Consider the following 14,394-nt stretch of genomic DNA (forward strand, 5'->3'; position numbering starts at 1 on the left):
GGGTCAGGCGGCAGCCGACCAGGCCGGATGCCGTGGGTCGTCCGCCCGTACGAGGATGTCCGCCGCGTCAGCGGGACCGACCTCTCCCTCGTACCGGGCGTACGCCGGAAGCGTCCAGCGCTCGCCTTCTTCCGTGCGGCGGTCCAGCGCGGGCGGAGAGAGCCTCAGATGCACGGTCAGGTCGAACGGGAACCAGTGCCCGAGCAGAAAGGGACCGTGCAGCAACAGCACCCCGCCGGGCGGGAGTTCGACGTGCTGGCTGCGGGTCGCCCGGTCCGTCAGCGGGTCCCACAGATCGGGCAGGACCCGTCCACTGCCGCCGGCTTCCAGCGGCCCGAAGACCTCACGCCAGAGCGCGCCCGTGTCGAACCAGCCGTTGTAGTAGCTGTCGGGGTCCTCGCGCCCGTACTCGTAGCGGAGCGACGCGGGGCGCAGGAACCCGCCGGTGCCCACCACGACGACACCCCGCCCGCGCACCCGCAGCGCCTCGCCGACGAGCTCCGCGAGCTCGCCTGGACGTGACGCCGGAGCACCGTCCACACCGACGCGCAGCCAGGGGCTGCCGTCGGCGGCGGTCGTTCTCAGGACACGCTCGGCCAGGTTCTCGGCCAGCCGCTCCCAGGTGATCGGTTCGAGTCGCACACACCCATCCTCACCGACCGGCCCGGCGCGGCGGCAGGCTATCCGGCCGCGCAGTCCGGCGCGTCCTCGTCCACCGAGAGCGGACTGCCCGTGGGCAGGAAGTACGTCACGTACAGGACGACCGGTTCGGTGCCGAGGTTGCGTCCGAGGTGGCGATGGCGGGCGCCCGCCGGTTCCAGGATCGCGCCGCCGGGACCTGTGACCTCGAGGGAGCAGTCGTCCAGTGTGCGGGTCAGCGTGCCCGACCGGACGACGGCGAGGACCTGGCCGGGGTGATGGTGCCACCCCGTCGTGCCGCCTGGGGCGATGGTGAGGGTGCGGACGACTACATCCGTGGGCCCCTTGGCCGTGATCTTGAGCGAGTCGCCGGACGTGCCCTGGGCCAGGACCGTCCCCGTGACGCCGCTGCCGGGAGTCGCGTTCGCGGCGGACGGGACGACCGCCAGCGCCGCCATGCAGCCCGTCAGAACCAGCGCCGTACGTACGTCGAACCGCTTGCCCATCACCGTGAAGCCACGCATGGCCGGTCCCCTCCGAGTCATCGCTCCGGCAAACGCCTCAAGCTATCAAGTGGTTACCGGAAGTAGGACGTCACCGAGGACTTGACGCGTCTCTCCACTGCGGTGATCTGATTCGCTCGTGCACGGAGCCGGCGAACAGACCGGCGCTGAGCCACACACCCTCGCACGACATATCAAGTCCGGGAGCACCACATGTGGACAGCGCTCATCGCGGTCATCGGCACCTTGCTCGGGTCGGTGGCGACCCACTTCTTCCAGCGCCAGACCGCGGAACGCACCGCGGCCCTCGCGCGGGCGGAACAGCTGCGCCAGGAGCGGATCTTGGCGTACAGCGCCTTCGCCGGCGCGCTCGTCGACTACCGCCGCGGCCAGAACGACCGCTGGCACCGGGCGCTGGAGACGCCGGGCAGCACCGTCGCGGAGGAGGCCCGCATCGACTCGTACCGACTGCGCTCGAGCGCCCATCAGGCGTTGATCCGGGTCCAGTTGGTGTGCGACGACCGGCAGGCCCTGGCACTGGCGGCCTCCGCGTTCGAGCTCACCAACTGTCTGCACGAGGCACCCGACGAAGCGGACCGCTCGCTCCGCTCCGAACAGGCACGGGAGACGCTGTCGGAGTTCATCGGCGCGGCGGCGCCCGGTGTGCGCTAGAACTTCCGTCCGGGTCCCGGCCTGATCCGGACAATGCGTCAGGAGGGCACCGCCAGGGTACGGACGGGGCTGCCCGCGAGATAGGCGGCGATGTCCTCGACCGCCTCACCGAAGTACCCCTCGTAGTTGCGGCGGGTGACGTAGCCCAGGTGGGGCAGGCCGAGGAAGTTCGGGGCCGTGCGCAGCGGATGGCCGGCGGGCAGCGGTTCCTCCTCGAAGACGTCGGCGCCCGCCCCGGCGATCCAGCCCTCGCGCAGGGCCAGCACCAGGGCATCCTGATCGACGATCGCGGCCCGTGAGGTGTTGACGAGGTAGGCGGTCGGCCGCATCCGCTTCAGTTCCCCGGCGCCGATCAGCCCCCGTGTGCGCGCGCCGAGTTGCAGGTGTACGGAGACGAAGTCGCCGGCCTCGAGCAGTTCCCCGAGCGACCCGGCCCGCCGGACGCCGTGTTCGGCGGCTCTCTCCTCTGTGAGGTTCTGGCTCCATGCCTGGACGTCCATGCCGAAGGCCCGGCCGACCGCGGCGACCTTCGCACCGATCTTCCCGAGGCCGAGAAGCGCGAGCGTACGACCGTGCAGGTCCGCGCCGACCGTGGACTGCCACGGGCCCCCCTCGCGCAGGGCGCCGCTCTCCCTGACCACATGGCGCGCCAGTCCGAGGATGAGCGCCCACGTCAGTTCGGCGGGCGGCTGCGAATTGCCGGCGGTGCCGCATACGGTGACACCGTTGCGGGCCGCGGCTTCGAAGTCGATGGACGCGTTGCGCATCCCCGAGGTGATCAGGAGCCGCAGACGCGGCAACCGGTCGAGAAGGGACGCGGGGAAGGGCGTCCGCTCGCGCATCACGACCAGGATCTCGCAGTCGCCGACCGCCGCGGCCACCTCTTCCTCGGAGCCGAAGTGCTCGTGGAGCGAGCGCACTTCGACGCTGCCCTCAAGTGATGACCAGTCGGCCATGGACAGCGCGACACCCTGATAGTCGTCGAGTACGGCACAGTTGAGCGTCATGGGATCGGAGCGTATCCGCCGGGTACCAACGGGACATGGACCTGGTGGTGATCCAGCCGCTCAAGGGCCGGCACTGCGCCGAGTGCCGCAGGGGCCCGCTACCGATGCATCTTCTCGAGTCCGGCGTTCCGGTCTGTCTCGACTGTGCCGATCTCGGCCATCTCGTGTTTCTGCCCCGGGGCGACGCCGCGCTGACCCGGCGGGCGAGGGAGGCGAGTGCCCTGTGGGCGGTGGTGGTCCGTCGCAACCGCCGCCGTGGCCGCTACGAGCGCCAAGGGCTGCTCGTCGAGGAGCTCGCCCTCGCCCGCGCGGAGTCGGCGTGCCTCGCCGACGCGGATGTCCGGCGCCGCCGCCGGGAGCGGGACGCCGCCCGCCGGGCCGCAGCGGACGTCCGCTTCGCCGCCGAACTGGCGGCCCGGATAAGGAAGCTGTTCCCCGGCTGCCCCGAGGAGCGCGCCGCCGGGATCGCGGCCCACGCCTCCGCCCGGGGCAGCGGGCGCGTGGGCCGCACGGCGGCCGGCCGCTCCCTGGAGGAGGGAGCCGTCACGGCCGCGGTGCGCGCGTCCGTGCGGCACCTCGACACAGGCTACGACGCCCTTCTGATGGCGGGCGTGGCCCGCAAAGAGGCGCGCGCCCGGCTGGCCGAGGAGATCGATGCCGTGCTGGCGTCCTGGAGACGGCACCCGGACGAGACGGGGACCGCAATGGACGCCGCGGAACCTCCAAGGAGCCTGCCCCAGGAGCCGGATCCGGGGCCGCCCGGAATGGTGTCCGGGTCCCCCGCCCCGGACAGCCCCTAGGACGCCTGGGAGGGGCGGAACCGGCGGTACAGCACAAGGCCGCCGAGGATCATCGTCGCGCCGGCCGGCACCGCGAAGGCCAGTGCGTCGGATCCGGTGTGGGCGAGGGACGACCCGGCGGACTGCGGGGCGGGCGCCGGCGCCTCGGGCGCGGCCGGCTGCTCGGACTCCGCGGCCTTCGGCGGGGTGGTGGGCTTCTCCTCGGCCGGCGGCTCGTTCACCGCGGTGTTGCCGGTGACCGGGTTGCCGATGCCGACGACGTTCACGGAGTTGCCGATCACGTTGACCGGCACGTCGATGGGGAGCTGAACGCCGTTCCCGGACAGGACGCCGGGCGATCCGGCCGTCTCGCCGTCCGCGTGGGCGCCGCCGCCGTGCGAGCCGCCCTCGGTGCCGTTCTCGCCGTTGCCGCCGTTGCCGCCGTTCTGGCCGTGCGACTCGTTGACGCAGGAGTTACCCGCCGCCGGGTTGAGCAGTCCGACGACGTTCACCGTGTTGCCGCACACATTCACCGGGACGTGGACGGGAAGCTGGACCTCGTTGCCGGAGAGCACGCCGGGCGAGCCGGCGGCGACGCCGTGCGCACCCGAGTCCGCCTGGGCGTAGCCGGTGGCCATGGCCAGCGCGCCGCCCGTGAGCATCACGGTCGTCAGGCCCTTTCGGTGAACCTGCCTCATGGTTGCCTGCCTTCAGAAGAGAGAACCGCGGGACACTCGCCCGCACCGGAATTAACGCCGTGCGGCCGCATCGGTTCTGCTGAACGAGGCATTCACCCCATCGAGCGTGCGAACCTCGAAGGGCGCCACGCCTTCCGGCCGTACTGGCCGTCGTACTCCTGGATGCGCCGGCCCTGTCGCCGTCGCGTCAAAGCGGGCAGTTCACGCGCCAGTTCGGCGGTGATGGCGGGCACGTCCAGGGTGAGCAGACGGCGGTCCCGCATCAGCACCCTGCCGTCCACAACGGTCGTGCGTACGTCCGAGGACCGCGCGCTGTGCACCAGGGTCGCCGCGTGTCGTGCAGGGGCTGGGGGTGCGGGCCGGTGAGTCCCCCGGAATCAGGTCGGCCCGCCGGCCCGGTGCAAGCGCCCCGATGCGGTCGTCGAGTCCCAGCGCCCGCGCGCTCTGTGCGGTGGCATGGTCGAGCGCCTGCCGTGCGGTCAGCCAGGCCGGGTCACGCCCCGTAGTCTTCTGTACGAGCGCGGTGAGCGTCATGGACTCCCACACGTCGAGCGGGTTGTCGGAGGCGGCGCCGTCGGTGGCCAGCCCCACGGGAAGACCAATCGACGCGAGCGCCCGGATCGGGGTGGTGTCCCAGCCGAATTCGAGGTAGCCGCGCGGCGCGGTGGCGACCGCGATCCGGCCCGTGGCGCGCCGCAGCACCGGGAGGTCCCCGTCCGTGATCCCGGTGCCGTGCGCGATGAGCAGATCAGTCTCCAGCAGCCCGGCCCGCTCCAGCACTTCGACGGGCGCGGCCAGTGGCGGGACTCCAACGGCGTCATCGAGCGGGAGCGTTCGTACGAACTCATCCTGCTGTATCCGGCGGCCGAGGCCCCTACCGCGACCCGCGGATCGAAAGGATCCGTGACGCGTACGCCGCCGCGTACGGCCAGGACTCGGTCGCCAGGCTGGACGAACCGACACCGGCCGACTTCTGACGCCGTCCTCGGGCGGCCGGGCGCCACGCGTCACCCGGCGTCCGTTACGCCGTCACCTGCCCAACAGCGCGGCGAAAGCTCCGACCGGGTCGGTGTCCGGGGTTCCGCGCGGCCACCAGTCCTCGCGGTCGGGGTCCGACTCGTACCCGTACCAGAGCCCGTCACGGCCGAGCCTCAGCTGGAGCGAGCGGGTGGAGAGCTGGTTGCGCCAGGGTCTGAAGCCGGGGAAGTCCGCGGCGGCCAGGGCGGGGCGCGCCCGGTCGAAGGGGCCGGCGGGCGGATCCCACGGCTCCTCCAGCACGGAGAGGGCCGCCGGACCGCCCTGACGCCACGCGGCGACGGCGCGTGCCAGGTCGGTGGGCGTGCGATCGGCCGCGGCGGCGAGGTCGCGGTAGAGGGCGCGGGTGGAGGCGGTCAGTCCGGAGCCGGGATGGGCGGCTGCCAGCCGGACGGCGTCCTGCCACCGGGTGAGCGCCGCGACGGGGTCGCGGCCGGTGGTGAGGAGGGTGTGTGCGCGGGCGGCCGCCTCGCCGGCCAGCAGGTCCAGGGCGAGCGGATCGGGGGCGCCCGGCGCGTGCGGGAAGGCCGGAGGGCGGCCCGCACGCCGCGGTGCCGGGAAGAGCGGCGGCAAGGGCGGCCGTACGGTGCCGAGGGCGAGGGCCTCGCTCGCGGGCACGGTGGCCTGCGGGGCCGCGGCTGCGGCAGCGGTGTGCTCGGCCGCTGAACGGGCCGCGTTGCGGCGGGAGAGCGCCGCGAGGATCTCCCGTTCGCCCCGGCCGCGCATCAGGAACAGCACGAACGGGTCCTCGTCCAGCAGCCTCGCGGTCTGATAGCAGAGCGCGGCGGCGTGCTTGCAGGGGTAGCCGTCGTCCGGGCAGGAGCAGTCGGGGATCAGGTCCCCGGGCGCCGGCAGCAGCTCGACGGCGGCCGCCAGCGTCTGGGGGACGTCCTTGTCGAGAAGTGCGGCCATGTGGTCGGGCCGTGCCGCCGCCGCGGCGAGGAAGTCGTCCCAGTCGTCGTCGGTGAGCGTACGCAGGCGGATCTCCGTGCGGTACGGCCGGGGCCGGCTGCCCTGGACGTACGCCATCACCTTGCCGGGCGTCACCGTGATCGCGGCGACGTGGCCCCGGGCGGCGTAGGCACGGCCACGGACCAGACGGGCGGGATCGAGGGCGGTGTCCTCCAGCGCCTCCACCCAGGCGTTGCCCCACCATGTCGTGGCCGCCTCATCGCCTGCGAGCGGTTCCATCGGGGGAAACGTCCGGCGCTGGTCGTCGTGGAGGCTTCCGGTCGGTGTTCCCGGCCGGGAGCGGGGGCCACCGTGCGCGCGGGGGGTCATGACGGCCTCCGCAGGGAGACGAGGTCGGCCAGTTCACGGTCGGTGAGCTCGGTCAGCGCCGCCTCTCCGGATCCCAGCACCGCGTCCGCCAGGGCGCGCTTGGAGGCGAGCATCTCCGCGATGCGGTCCTCGACCGTGCCCTCGGTGACGAGCCGGTGGACCTGCACAGGCTGCGTCTGGCCGATGCGGTAGGCGCGGTCGGTCGCCTGCTCCTCGACGGCCGGGTTCCACCAGCGGTCGTAGTGGATCACATGACCGGCCCTCGTGAGGTTCAGCCCGGTGCCCGCCGCCTTGAGCGACAGGATGAACACCGGCACCTCGCCCGACTGGAAGCGGTCGACCATGCGCTCACGCTCGGCGATCGGCGTCCCGCCGTGGAGCAGCTGGCTCGGGATCGCGCGGGAGGTGAGGTGCGCGGAGAGCAGGCGGGCCATGGAGACGTACTGCGTGAAGACGAGCACGGAGCCGTCCTCGGACAGGATCGTCTCGAGCAGCTCGTCGAGCAGTGCCAGCTTCCCCGAGCGGCCGGCCAGCCGGACGGACGGGCCACCACCCCCGGACCGGGGATCTCGCCCGCTCAGGGACTCGGCCCGGGTGCCCCGGCCCGCGGCGGACTCCTTGAGGAACTGGGCGGGGTGGTTGCAGATCTGTTTGAGGGCCGTGAGCAGCTTCATCACCAGGCCGCGGCGCGCGATGCCCTCCGCGGCCTCGATCGCCGCCATCGTCTCCCGCACCACGGCCTCGTACAGGGACGCCTGCTCACGGGTGAGCGGCACCGGATGGTCCGACTCCGTCTTCGGCGGCAGCTCGGGCACGATGCCCGGGTCGGACTTCTTGCGGCGCAGCAGGAACGGGCGGACGAGCCGGGCGAGCCGCTCCACGGCGTCGTCGTCCTCGCCGTTCTCCACCAGGCGGGCGTGGCGGGAGCGGAAGGCCTTGAGCGGGCCGAGGAGCCCCGGGGTCGTCCAGTCCAGCAGCGCCCACAGCTCGGAGAGGTTGTTCTCCACAGGAGTGCCGGTGAGGGCCACACGGGCGGAGGTGGGGATCGTACGCAGTGCCTTGGCGGTCGCGGAGAACGGGTTCTTCACGTGCTGGGCCTCGTCCGCCACGACCATCCCCCAGCTCCGGGAAGCGAGTTGCTCCGCGCTGCTGCGCATCGTGCCGTACGTGGTCAGGACGAAGCCGCCGTCCGGCATGTCCAGGGTGCGGCCGGCGCCGTGGAACCGCCGTACGGGCACGTCGGGGGCGAAGCGGGCGATCTCCCGCTGCCAGTTGCCGAGCAGTGACGCCGGGCAGACGACGAGTGTCGGCGCGGTGTGTGCCCGGCGCAGATGCAGGGCGATCACGGTGACGGTCTTGCCGAGTCCCATGTCGTCGGCGAGGCAGCCGCCGAGGCCGAGCGAGGTCATGAGGTCCAGCCAGGCCAGGCCCCGCAGCTGATAGTCGCGCAGGGTCGCGCGCAGGCCATCGGGGGCTTCTACGGGGGCCGTCGCAGCGGTGAGGCGGTCGCGGAGGGCGGCCAGTGCGCCCGTGGGCACGGCCTCCACCGTCTCCCCGTCGACCTCCGCCGTACCGGTCAGAGCCACCGCCAGCGCGTCGACCGGCTCCAGCAGGCCGAGCTCCCTCTTGCGCGCCTTGCGCACGAGATCGGGGTCGACGACGACCCACCGATCACGCAGCCGCACGATCGGGCGGTGCGACTCGGCGAGCGTGTCCATCTCGCCCTCCGTCAGCGGATCTCCCTCGAGCGCCAGCTGCCAGTCGAAGGCGAGCAGTTGCTCGCTGTCGAAGAAGGGCGTGCCATCGGTGGCGGAGCCGGGGGCGGAGCGCACGACGGCAGCGGCCGTGAGCGTGCGCGCGAGCTCTTTCGGCCAGTGCACGGCCACTCCCGCCGCGTCCAGGCGGGTGGCGCCCGGTCCGAGCAGCTCGTACAGCTCGTCCTCTGTCATCGGCAGCACGTCGGGCACGTCCCGCTCGAGCAGGCGTGCGAGCGGCGGCCAGGCGCGGGCCGCGCGGCGCAGCGCCAGGACCGTGTCGATCCGGGCGCGCGGTCCGAAGTGCTCGTCGCCGGCCCCCACCCAGAGCCTGGCCGCGTCCATGATGAGCGTGGGGTCGGCGAGGCTGTGCACCTGGACGACAGCCGCTGCCGCGTTGCGCTCGGTGCCGCCGTCCGGGGTGGTGTCGAAGAACTCGTAGGCGGACAGGTCCAGACGCAGGGAGACACGGACTCCCGCGTCCATGCCGGCCGCCGCCTCGGCGGCCCATTCGCGCGCCCCGGGCAGATGCTGCGGCGCGGCGGCAGCGAACGGCGCGCCCGCCGCGAACTCGGCGGCCGGCGTCCGCGGCAGGCTGTCGGCCACGGCGTCGAACAAGGCACGCACCAGGGCCTCGGGCTCGGGCAGCCGCAGAGGCGGGGAGTCGTCGACGGGGACGGCGTGTGCCTCGTACGGCATGGCAGCGGCGATGGCTCGCAGCTGTGCGATGTCATCGGCGTCCAGCGGCCCGGCGCGCCAGGCGTCGTGGTCGGACGGTGTCAGGCCCGGCAGCAGCCTGCCGCGGGCGACCAGGTGCAGGGCATGCAGCACGGCCGCGCCCCAGCAGGCGGCGGCCGGGTGGGCAGCCGGGTCCCGCCGGGCGGCGATCAGAATCGGGGCGGCGTCCGCGACGGACATGACGACGGCGGGAACCGTGGCGCTGCGGACATCGGGGCCATCGGGCCCGTCAGGGCGGTCCGTGCCGTCCGGGCGGACGACCGTGATCTCCTCGTCCGCTCCGGGGAGGGCACGACCGTCCGGGTCCCAGAAAGCGACGCGGCCTTCGCGGGGCAGCGCGGCAGGAAGGAAGACGGCGGCGACGGCCCGAAGGGGTGCCGTGCCCGTCCCCGCCTGCGTGCCTGAGCCCATGACCGGGATCACCGCGTCCCTCCTCTCCCGTGGGTGCCGACTGCCGACTTCGCATGAACGACCTTACGGGCGGGGTCTGACACTCGAGGCGACGCGGCCGCGTGACCTGGCCTTTCTGTCCTCGGCGGCCCCGGCCCCGGGGCAGCCGCGGGATCCGTCCGCGCCAAGGCGGACCGGGTGAGCCCCGGCACGTGCACCGACATGGCCCCCGACGCCGACGCGACGCGCATGCAGAGCCGCGTCCGTCTCCGGCACATGAGCCCGTGACCGGGCCCCGCCGCCGACCCGCCACGAGGCGCCGCGAGTGCGGAGCTTCCGCCGCGGAGCGCGACGCGAGGCGGCCGCGGACCCGTCACCTCCGATCAGGCAGGAGAAGCACGGCGCCGAAGAGCCGTCGCACGACGGTGCGCCGACCGTCGCGGCTCAGCGGACCGCACCCGGTCACGGCACCATGGGCGGCACGTCGCCGACCCGCGAGGAACCGGTCCGTGAAGCATCCTGCGCGACGTCCTCGCCGCCTCCGGTCACCATCGGCGGCACTTGATCGGCCGGTGGCGCACCGGGCGCTTCGGTGTCCTCACCGATTCCCGCCGCCGCGGGCAGAACGGCTTCGGCAGCCGCGGCCTCCACCTCGTGCGAGGGCGCAGGGCCCGCGCCGTCCACATCACCCTGCGGCCTTTGCGGGGCCTGTCGACCTGCCTGGCCCGGTTCGCCCGGCTGGGGCGCGGCCCGCTCCAGGAACCGCAGCAGCTCCACGGGGAACGGCAGCACCAGCGTGGAGTTCTTCTCGGCCGCCACCGCCACCACGGTCTGCAGCAGTCGCAGCTGGAGCGCCGCGGGCTGCTTCGACATCTCGCCCGCCGCCTGCGCGAGCTTCTTGGACGCCTGGAGTTCTGCGTCCGCGTTGATGACGCGGGCCCTCCGCTCGCGATCCGCCTCCGCCTGCCGTGCCATCGAGCGCTTCATGGTCTCGGGCAGCGACACGTCCTTGATCTCGACGCGGTCGATCTGGACGCCCCAGCCGACCGCCGGACTGTCGATCATCAACTCGAGGCCCTGGTTCAGCTTTTCGCGGTTGGAGAGCAGGTCGTCCAGGTCGCTCTTGCCGATGATGGAACGCAGCGAGGTCTGTGCCATCTGAGAGACGGCGAAGCGGTAGTCCTCGACCTCGATGACCGCGTTGGCCGCGTCGATCACTCGGAAGTACACGACCGCGTCGACGCGCACCGTGACGTTGTCCCGGGTGATGCCTTCCTGGGCCGGCACGGGCATGGTCACTATCTGCATGTTGACCTTGCGGATCCGGTCGACGGCGGGAACGATCATCGTGAACCCCGGGCGTCGCACCTCGCCGTGCAGACGCCCCAGACGGAAGACCACACCGCGCTCGTACTGTTTGACGATGCGCGCTGCGGCCATCCCATAAGCCACGAGCACCGTCGCCACTGCCACGCCGGCCACCGCCAGCTCCTCGATCATCGGGGCACCCCCTCGTCGTCCGGGGCGGTCATCGAATACCAGGGTCAGCAAATACCACGGTATGACCGTTATGCCCTTTCGGGCGATGCCCACCCCTCACGCACATGGGGTCGCCGCCACAACGCCGACCCGGGCCACACCCGGCGCCCCCTGCGTGGCGCCGGATGTGGCCCCGGCCGGGTGCCGCCCTCAGAAGCGATCACGCACAAAGGCCACGAGTTCGGCGTTGTGGCGGCGGCGGACAACCGCGACGACGGCGAGGAGTGCGAAGAAGATGACCGGAGTCAAGGCGTTCTCCCCGGCGAACACGGTCACCTGAGTCACGAAGGCCCCGATCATCAGCCCCATGAGGGCCAAGGCCGAGACTCCCGAAAGCACCGGGATCACCAGGGCCACCGCGCCGGCCAGTTCCAGACCGCCCACCAGGTACATGTACCAGTCGCCATAGCCGATTCTGTCGAATCCCTCCGTCGCGGACGCGTGGGCCACGAGTTTGGGACCGGCGCTCGCGACGGCGAAGAACAGCGCGAGAGCGATCTGCAGCGTGCGTACGGCGATATGTGTGCGCCTGCCCGGCCCTGCGGCCACCGTGCCGCCGGAAGCGGCGGAAGCGGACGCGAAGGAGGTGGCGGGCGTGGTGGGGGTGCCGGCGGACATGTCTGTCTCCTCTGCGAGCGGTGATGGGGTGCGTCGGCGCTCCGGTCATCCGCAGCGCTTTCACACAGTCAGACCGCCGCGGGCACGAAAAGTCATCGCCGCCGGCAGAGGAGAGCGGGTGTCCGGGGGAAAGGGCAGGCATGACAGGTGCATCCTGGAGAGGGAGATGTGATGCCGATGCGTACTGGGAGTGAACCCGTCACCGCGCGCAGTCCTCTGCGTATGCGTTTCTGGCTCGGTGTATGGGGTCTCATCTGGACGGCCGGCGGCACGATCGCCTTCACGATGGTGGACCGGACGGGCTGGGCCGTCGCGTGCGGGGTGCTCTTCGTCGTCGTGGCCGTCGACCTGTTCCTGGTCGTGCGGCACATCCGGCAGGGCCCTCACTACCAGCCGGGCCGTGACGTCCCACCGTACGATCCCGACCGCGGCTGAGCGGCCGGGATCCTCCCATGGTCCCCGTTACGCGAGGTCACTCGGTGTCGAAGCGGGCGGCCTTCAGATACTCCGGATTAGGGTCCAACGCCGCCGCCAGCCGGAAGTGCCGCTTGGCCTGCTCGGGCTTGCCCGCCCGTTCGAAGGTCCGCGCGAGGGCGAAGTGGGCGAACGCGTTGTCCGGCTCACGCTCCAGAACGAGCTCGAATTCGAGTTCCGCCGGCCGCAATTGGGCCGACAGGAAGAACGCTCGTGCGCGCAGGAGACGGGCCGCCGTGTTCTCGGGGTGGGCCGCGATCACGGAGTCGAGCAGCTTGACTGCCCCGCGCGGGTCCCGGGCGGCCAGCAGCTGCTCGGCAGCGCGAAAGTCGATGACGTGCGTTTCCGGATTGCTGTTCGACACGCTCGCATCCTTCCCTGACTGATCCGTTCCAACACGAGGCGGTTCAGGGCTATTCCGGGTGGCCGGCGCGTCGCGCGACGGTCAGCGCCTGGCCCGGAGCCGCGCGGCGGGGGTCAGCGCTGCGCCTTGCCCGAAGCTGCGCGGAGCGTGAGCTCCTGCCACACCTCGCGCACCTGGGGCTCGAGTTTCTCCAGCGGCCCGTCGTTGTCGATGACAAGATCGGCGATGGCCAGCCGCTCCTCGCGCGAGGCCTGTGCCGCCATCCTCGAGCGCGCCTCGCTCTCCGTCATACCGCGCAGTCGTACGAGCCGGTCCAGCTGGGTCTTCTGCGACGCGTCCACCACGACGACCAGGTCGTACAGGGACTGAAGCTTGTTCTCCGTGAGCAGCGGCACGTCGTGGACGACCACGTCGTCCGGGCCGGCGGCCTGCTCCAGTTCGCGGGAGCGGGCGCCGACCAAGGGGTGCACGATGCCGTTCAAGGTGGCGAGGCGCTCCGGGTCGGCGAAGACGATCGAGCCGAGCTTCGGACGGTCCAGGCTGCCGTCCGCGGCCAGCACCTGCGGGCCGAAGGCGTCCACGACGGCGTCGAGCCCAGGAGTGCCCGGCTCGACGACCTCGCGGGCGATCTTGTCCGCATCGACCACGACCGCCCCGTACGAGGCCAGCAGCCGGGACACTTCGCTCTTGCCGGCGCCGATGCCGCCGGTCAGACCCACTGTCAGCATGGGCCGCAGCCTACGCGAGCGCCTCGTCGCGACTTCGGCCAGGCCGCACTGCCGGGCCCCGCCCTGGAGGCCTCCTGGACATCAGCGGCCGTCCGGAACGCCTTCGTCAGGCGTCGCCCTCACGCTCCGCGAGGAAACGTTCGAACTCCCGGCCGATCTCGTCCGCCGACGGCAGGTCCACGGCCTCCGCGACGAGGCTCCCGCGGGTCTCGGCGCCCGCCATCGCGTCGTACTGGTGCTCAAGTCCCTGCACGAGGGCGACGAGCTCTTCGTCGCCCTCCCCTATCTGCCGCTCGATCTCGTTCTGGGTGCGGTGCGCCTCGGTCCGCAGCGCGTGCGCGATTCCGGGCAGCACCAACCCTGTGGCGGCCGTGATTGCCTCCAGCACGGTCAGTGCCGCGTCCGGGTACGAGGAGCGGGCCACGTAGTGCGGCACATGGGCGGCCACGCCGAGTACGTCGTGACCTGCCTGCATGAGACGGTACTCGACGAGCGCCTCGGCGCTGCCCGGTACCTGCGCCTCGTCGAAAGGGCTGCGGTGGCCGGGCATGAGGTCGGTGCGGTTGCCGTGAGGGGTGATGCCCACGGGACGGGTGTGCGGGACGCCCATGGGAATGCCGTGGAAGTTGACCGCGAGACGCACACCGAGCCGCTCGACGATCTGGCCGACCGCGGCCGCGAAGCGCTCCCACTCGACGTCCGGCTCAGGGCCGGAAAGCAGCAGGAACGGCGCGCCGGTGGCGTCCTGGACGAGCCTGAGCTCGAGCGAAGGCGTGTCGTAGCCGGACCAGCGGTCGCGGCGGAAGGTCAGCAGCGGGCGCCGGGCCCGGTAGTCCACGAGCCTGTCGTGATCGAACCGCGCCACCACCTGGTGAGGAAGCGTCTCCAGCAGATTGTCGACGATCTGCTCGCCGGTCTCCCCCGCGTCGATGTAGCCGTCGAAGTGGTACAGCATGACCAGGCCTGCGGACTCCTGCGCGAGCGCCATGTCGACAACCGCGAGGCCCTTCGGCTCCCACTCGTACAAACCCTGCGGATCAAGCACGATTACCGCTCCTCCTCGTGTTCGAAGACAAGAACACGCGCCGGTACATCTGCATTCCCGGTCCCCTCCCGTCATGTGCCTTCCCATGGCGGGAGGTCCCGAACGTCCCACTGCCGTCGCGCAGTTCGGA

14 protein-coding genes and 1 pseudogene are annotated in these 14,394 nt (G+C 72.1%); 3 read left to right on the forward strand and 12 right to left on the reverse strand.

Annotation, left to right across the window (positions count from 1 at the left end):
• Positions 1-3 precede the first annotated feature (3 nt).
• Positions 4-642 carry a nucleoside/nucleotide kinase family protein gene (locus tag MDN94_RS37835; protein ID WP_482730301.1) on the reverse strand — a complete coding sequence of 213 codons (639 nt, stop codon included), beginning with the start codon at positions 640-642 and terminating at the stop codon, positions 4-6.
• A gap of 38 nt (positions 643-680) precedes the next feature.
• The gene (locus tag MDN94_RS37840) at positions 681-1,163 is read right to left on the reverse strand and encodes a cupin domain-containing protein (RefSeq protein WP_482730302.1); all 483 of its coding nucleotides are present in this window, start codon (positions 1,161-1,163) and stop codon (positions 681-683) included.
• A 192-nt stretch (positions 1,164-1,355) separates the two neighbouring features.
• On the opposite strand from MDN94_RS37840, the gene MDN94_RS37845 reads away from it, so the two are divergent.
• Complete coding sequence (locus tag MDN94_RS37845; RefSeq protein WP_482730303.1) at positions 1,356-1,814, forward strand: hypothetical protein; 459 nt, start codon at positions 1,356-1,358, stop codon at positions 1,812-1,814.
• Between the two features lie 38 nt (positions 1,815-1,852).
• On the opposite strand, the gene MDN94_RS37850 is transcribed toward MDN94_RS37845, so the two are convergent.
• Positions 1,853-2,821, reverse strand: a complete 969-nt coding sequence (locus MDN94_RS37850) for a D-2-hydroxyacid dehydrogenase family protein (RefSeq protein ID WP_482730304.1) — start codon at positions 2,819-2,821, stop codon at positions 1,853-1,855.
• A 35-nt stretch (positions 2,822-2,856) separates the two neighbouring features.
• On the opposite strand from MDN94_RS37850, the gene MDN94_RS37855 reads away from it, so the two are divergent.
• Positions 2,857-3,621 carry a DUF2293 domain-containing protein gene (locus tag MDN94_RS37855; RefSeq protein WP_482730305.1) on the forward strand — a complete coding sequence of 255 codons (765 nt, stop codon included), beginning with the start codon at positions 2,857-2,859 and terminating at the stop codon, positions 3,619-3,621.
• Here MDN94_RS37855 and MDN94_RS37860 read toward each other — a convergent pair.
• The 6 genes and pseudogenes from MDN94_RS37860 to MDN94_RS37885 all read right to left on the reverse strand — a co-directional run bounded on the left by MDN94_RS37860 (position 3,618) and on the right by MDN94_RS37885 (position 11,653).
• Positions 3,618-4,298, reverse strand: coding sequence for a chaplin (locus MDN94_RS37860; RefSeq protein WP_482730306.1), 681 nt, complete (start codon positions 4,296-4,298; stop codon positions 3,618-3,620). The two genes, MDN94_RS37855 and MDN94_RS37860, sit on opposite strands and share 4 nt — an antisense overlap.
• A gap of 92 nt (positions 4,299-4,390) precedes the next feature.
• Positions 4,391-5,087 (reverse strand): annotated as a pseudogene (locus MDN94_RS37865) (amidohydrolase family protein); the annotation flags it as partial.
• A gap of 240 nt (positions 5,088-5,327) precedes the next feature.
• A complete protein-coding gene (locus tag MDN94_RS37870; protein WP_482730307.1) occupies positions 5,328-6,614 on the reverse strand; it encodes an SWIM zinc finger family protein in 1,287 nt (428 codons plus the stop codon).
• Entirely contained in the window at positions 6,611-9,517 is a 2,907-nt protein-coding gene (locus MDN94_RS37875) for a DEAD/DEAH box helicase (protein WP_482730488.1), read from the reverse strand. Before MDN94_RS37875 ends, MDN94_RS37870 begins: the two co-directional genes overlap by 4 nt.
• A gap of 441 nt (positions 9,518-9,958) precedes the next feature.
• Positions 9,959-10,996 carry a slipin family protein gene (locus MDN94_RS37880; RefSeq protein ID WP_482730308.1) on the reverse strand — a complete coding sequence of 346 codons (1,038 nt, stop codon included), beginning with the start codon at positions 10,994-10,996 and terminating at the stop codon, positions 9,959-9,961.
• Positions 10,997-11,185: 189 nt separating this feature from the next.
• Positions 11,186-11,653 carry a DoxX family protein gene (locus tag MDN94_RS37885; RefSeq protein WP_482730309.1) on the reverse strand — a complete coding sequence of 156 codons (468 nt, stop codon included), beginning with the start codon at positions 11,651-11,653 and terminating at the stop codon, positions 11,186-11,188.
• Between the two features lie 177 nt (positions 11,654-11,830).
• Here MDN94_RS37885 and MDN94_RS37890 point away from each other — a divergent pair, with 177 nt between their 5' ends.
• A complete protein-coding gene (locus tag MDN94_RS37890) occupies positions 11,831-12,088 on the forward strand; it encodes a DUF6343 family protein (RefSeq protein WP_482730310.1) in 258 nt (85 codons plus the stop codon).
• Positions 12,089-12,125: 37 nt separating this feature from the next.
• Here MDN94_RS37890 and MDN94_RS37895 read toward each other — a convergent pair whose 3' ends face one another.
• The 3 genes from MDN94_RS37895 to MDN94_RS37905 form a co-directional block, all read right to left on the reverse strand.
• Positions 12,126-12,491: a tetratricopeptide repeat protein gene (locus MDN94_RS37895; protein WP_159693049.1), complete on the reverse strand. Its 366-nt coding sequence runs from the start codon at positions 12,489-12,491 to the stop codon at positions 12,126-12,128.
• Positions 12,492-12,604: 113 nt separating this feature from the next.
• Positions 12,605-13,219: a dephospho-CoA kinase gene (gene coaE, locus MDN94_RS37900; RefSeq protein WP_482730311.1), complete on the reverse strand. Its 615-nt coding sequence runs from the start codon at positions 13,217-13,219 to the stop codon at positions 12,605-12,607.
• Between the two features lie 106 nt (positions 13,220-13,325).
• Positions 13,326-14,264, reverse strand: a complete 939-nt coding sequence (locus tag MDN94_RS37905) for a PAC2 family protein (protein WP_482730312.1) — start codon at positions 14,262-14,264, stop codon at positions 13,326-13,328.
• Positions 14,265-14,394: the final 130 nt, after the last annotated feature.

This window comes from Streptomyces sp. WAC00040 (genome assembly GCF_056835925.1).

Bases quoted from the DNA above. Each gene is read 5' to 3' on its own strand.
- MDN94_RS37890 (WP_482730310.1), top strand. From the start codon at position 11,831: ATGCGTACTGGGAGTGAACCCGTCACCGCGCGCAGTCCTCTGCGTATG.
- MDN94_RS37870 (WP_482730307.1), bottom strand. From the start codon at position 6,614: ATGACCCCCCGCGCGCACGGTGGCCCCCGCTCCCGGCCGGGAACACCG.
- MDN94_RS37880 (WP_482730308.1), bottom strand. From the start codon at position 10,996: ATGATCGAGGAGCTGGCGGTGGCCGGCGTGGCAGTGGCGACGGTGCTC.
- coaE (WP_482730311.1), bottom strand. From the start codon at position 13,219: ATGCTGACAGTGGGTCTGACCGGCGGCATCGGCGCCGGCAAGAGCGAA.
- MDN94_RS37850 (WP_482730304.1), bottom strand. From the start codon at position 2,821: ATGACGCTCAACTGTGCCGTACTCGACGACTATCAGGGTGTCGCGCTG.
- MDN94_RS37885 (WP_482730309.1), bottom strand. From the start codon at position 11,653: ATGTCCGCCGGCACCCCCACCACGCCCGCCACCTCCTTCGCGTCCGCT.
- MDN94_RS37845 (WP_482730303.1), top strand. From the start codon at position 1,356: ATGTGGACAGCGCTCATCGCGGTCATCGGCACCTTGCTCGGGTCGGTG.
- MDN94_RS37840 (WP_482730302.1), bottom strand. From the start codon at position 1,163: ATGCGTGGCTTCACGGTGATGGGCAAGCGGTTCGACGTACGTACGGCG.
- MDN94_RS37875 (WP_482730488.1), bottom strand. From the start codon at position 9,517: ATGGGCTCAGGCACGCAGGCGGGGACGGGCACGGCACCCCTTCGGGCC.
- MDN94_RS37855 (WP_482730305.1), top strand. From the start codon at position 2,857: ATGGACCTGGTGGTGATCCAGCCGCTCAAGGGCCGGCACTGCGCCGAG.
- MDN94_RS37860 (WP_482730306.1), bottom strand. From the start codon at position 4,298: ATGAGGCAGGTTCACCGAAAGGGCCTGACGACCGTGATGCTCACGGGC.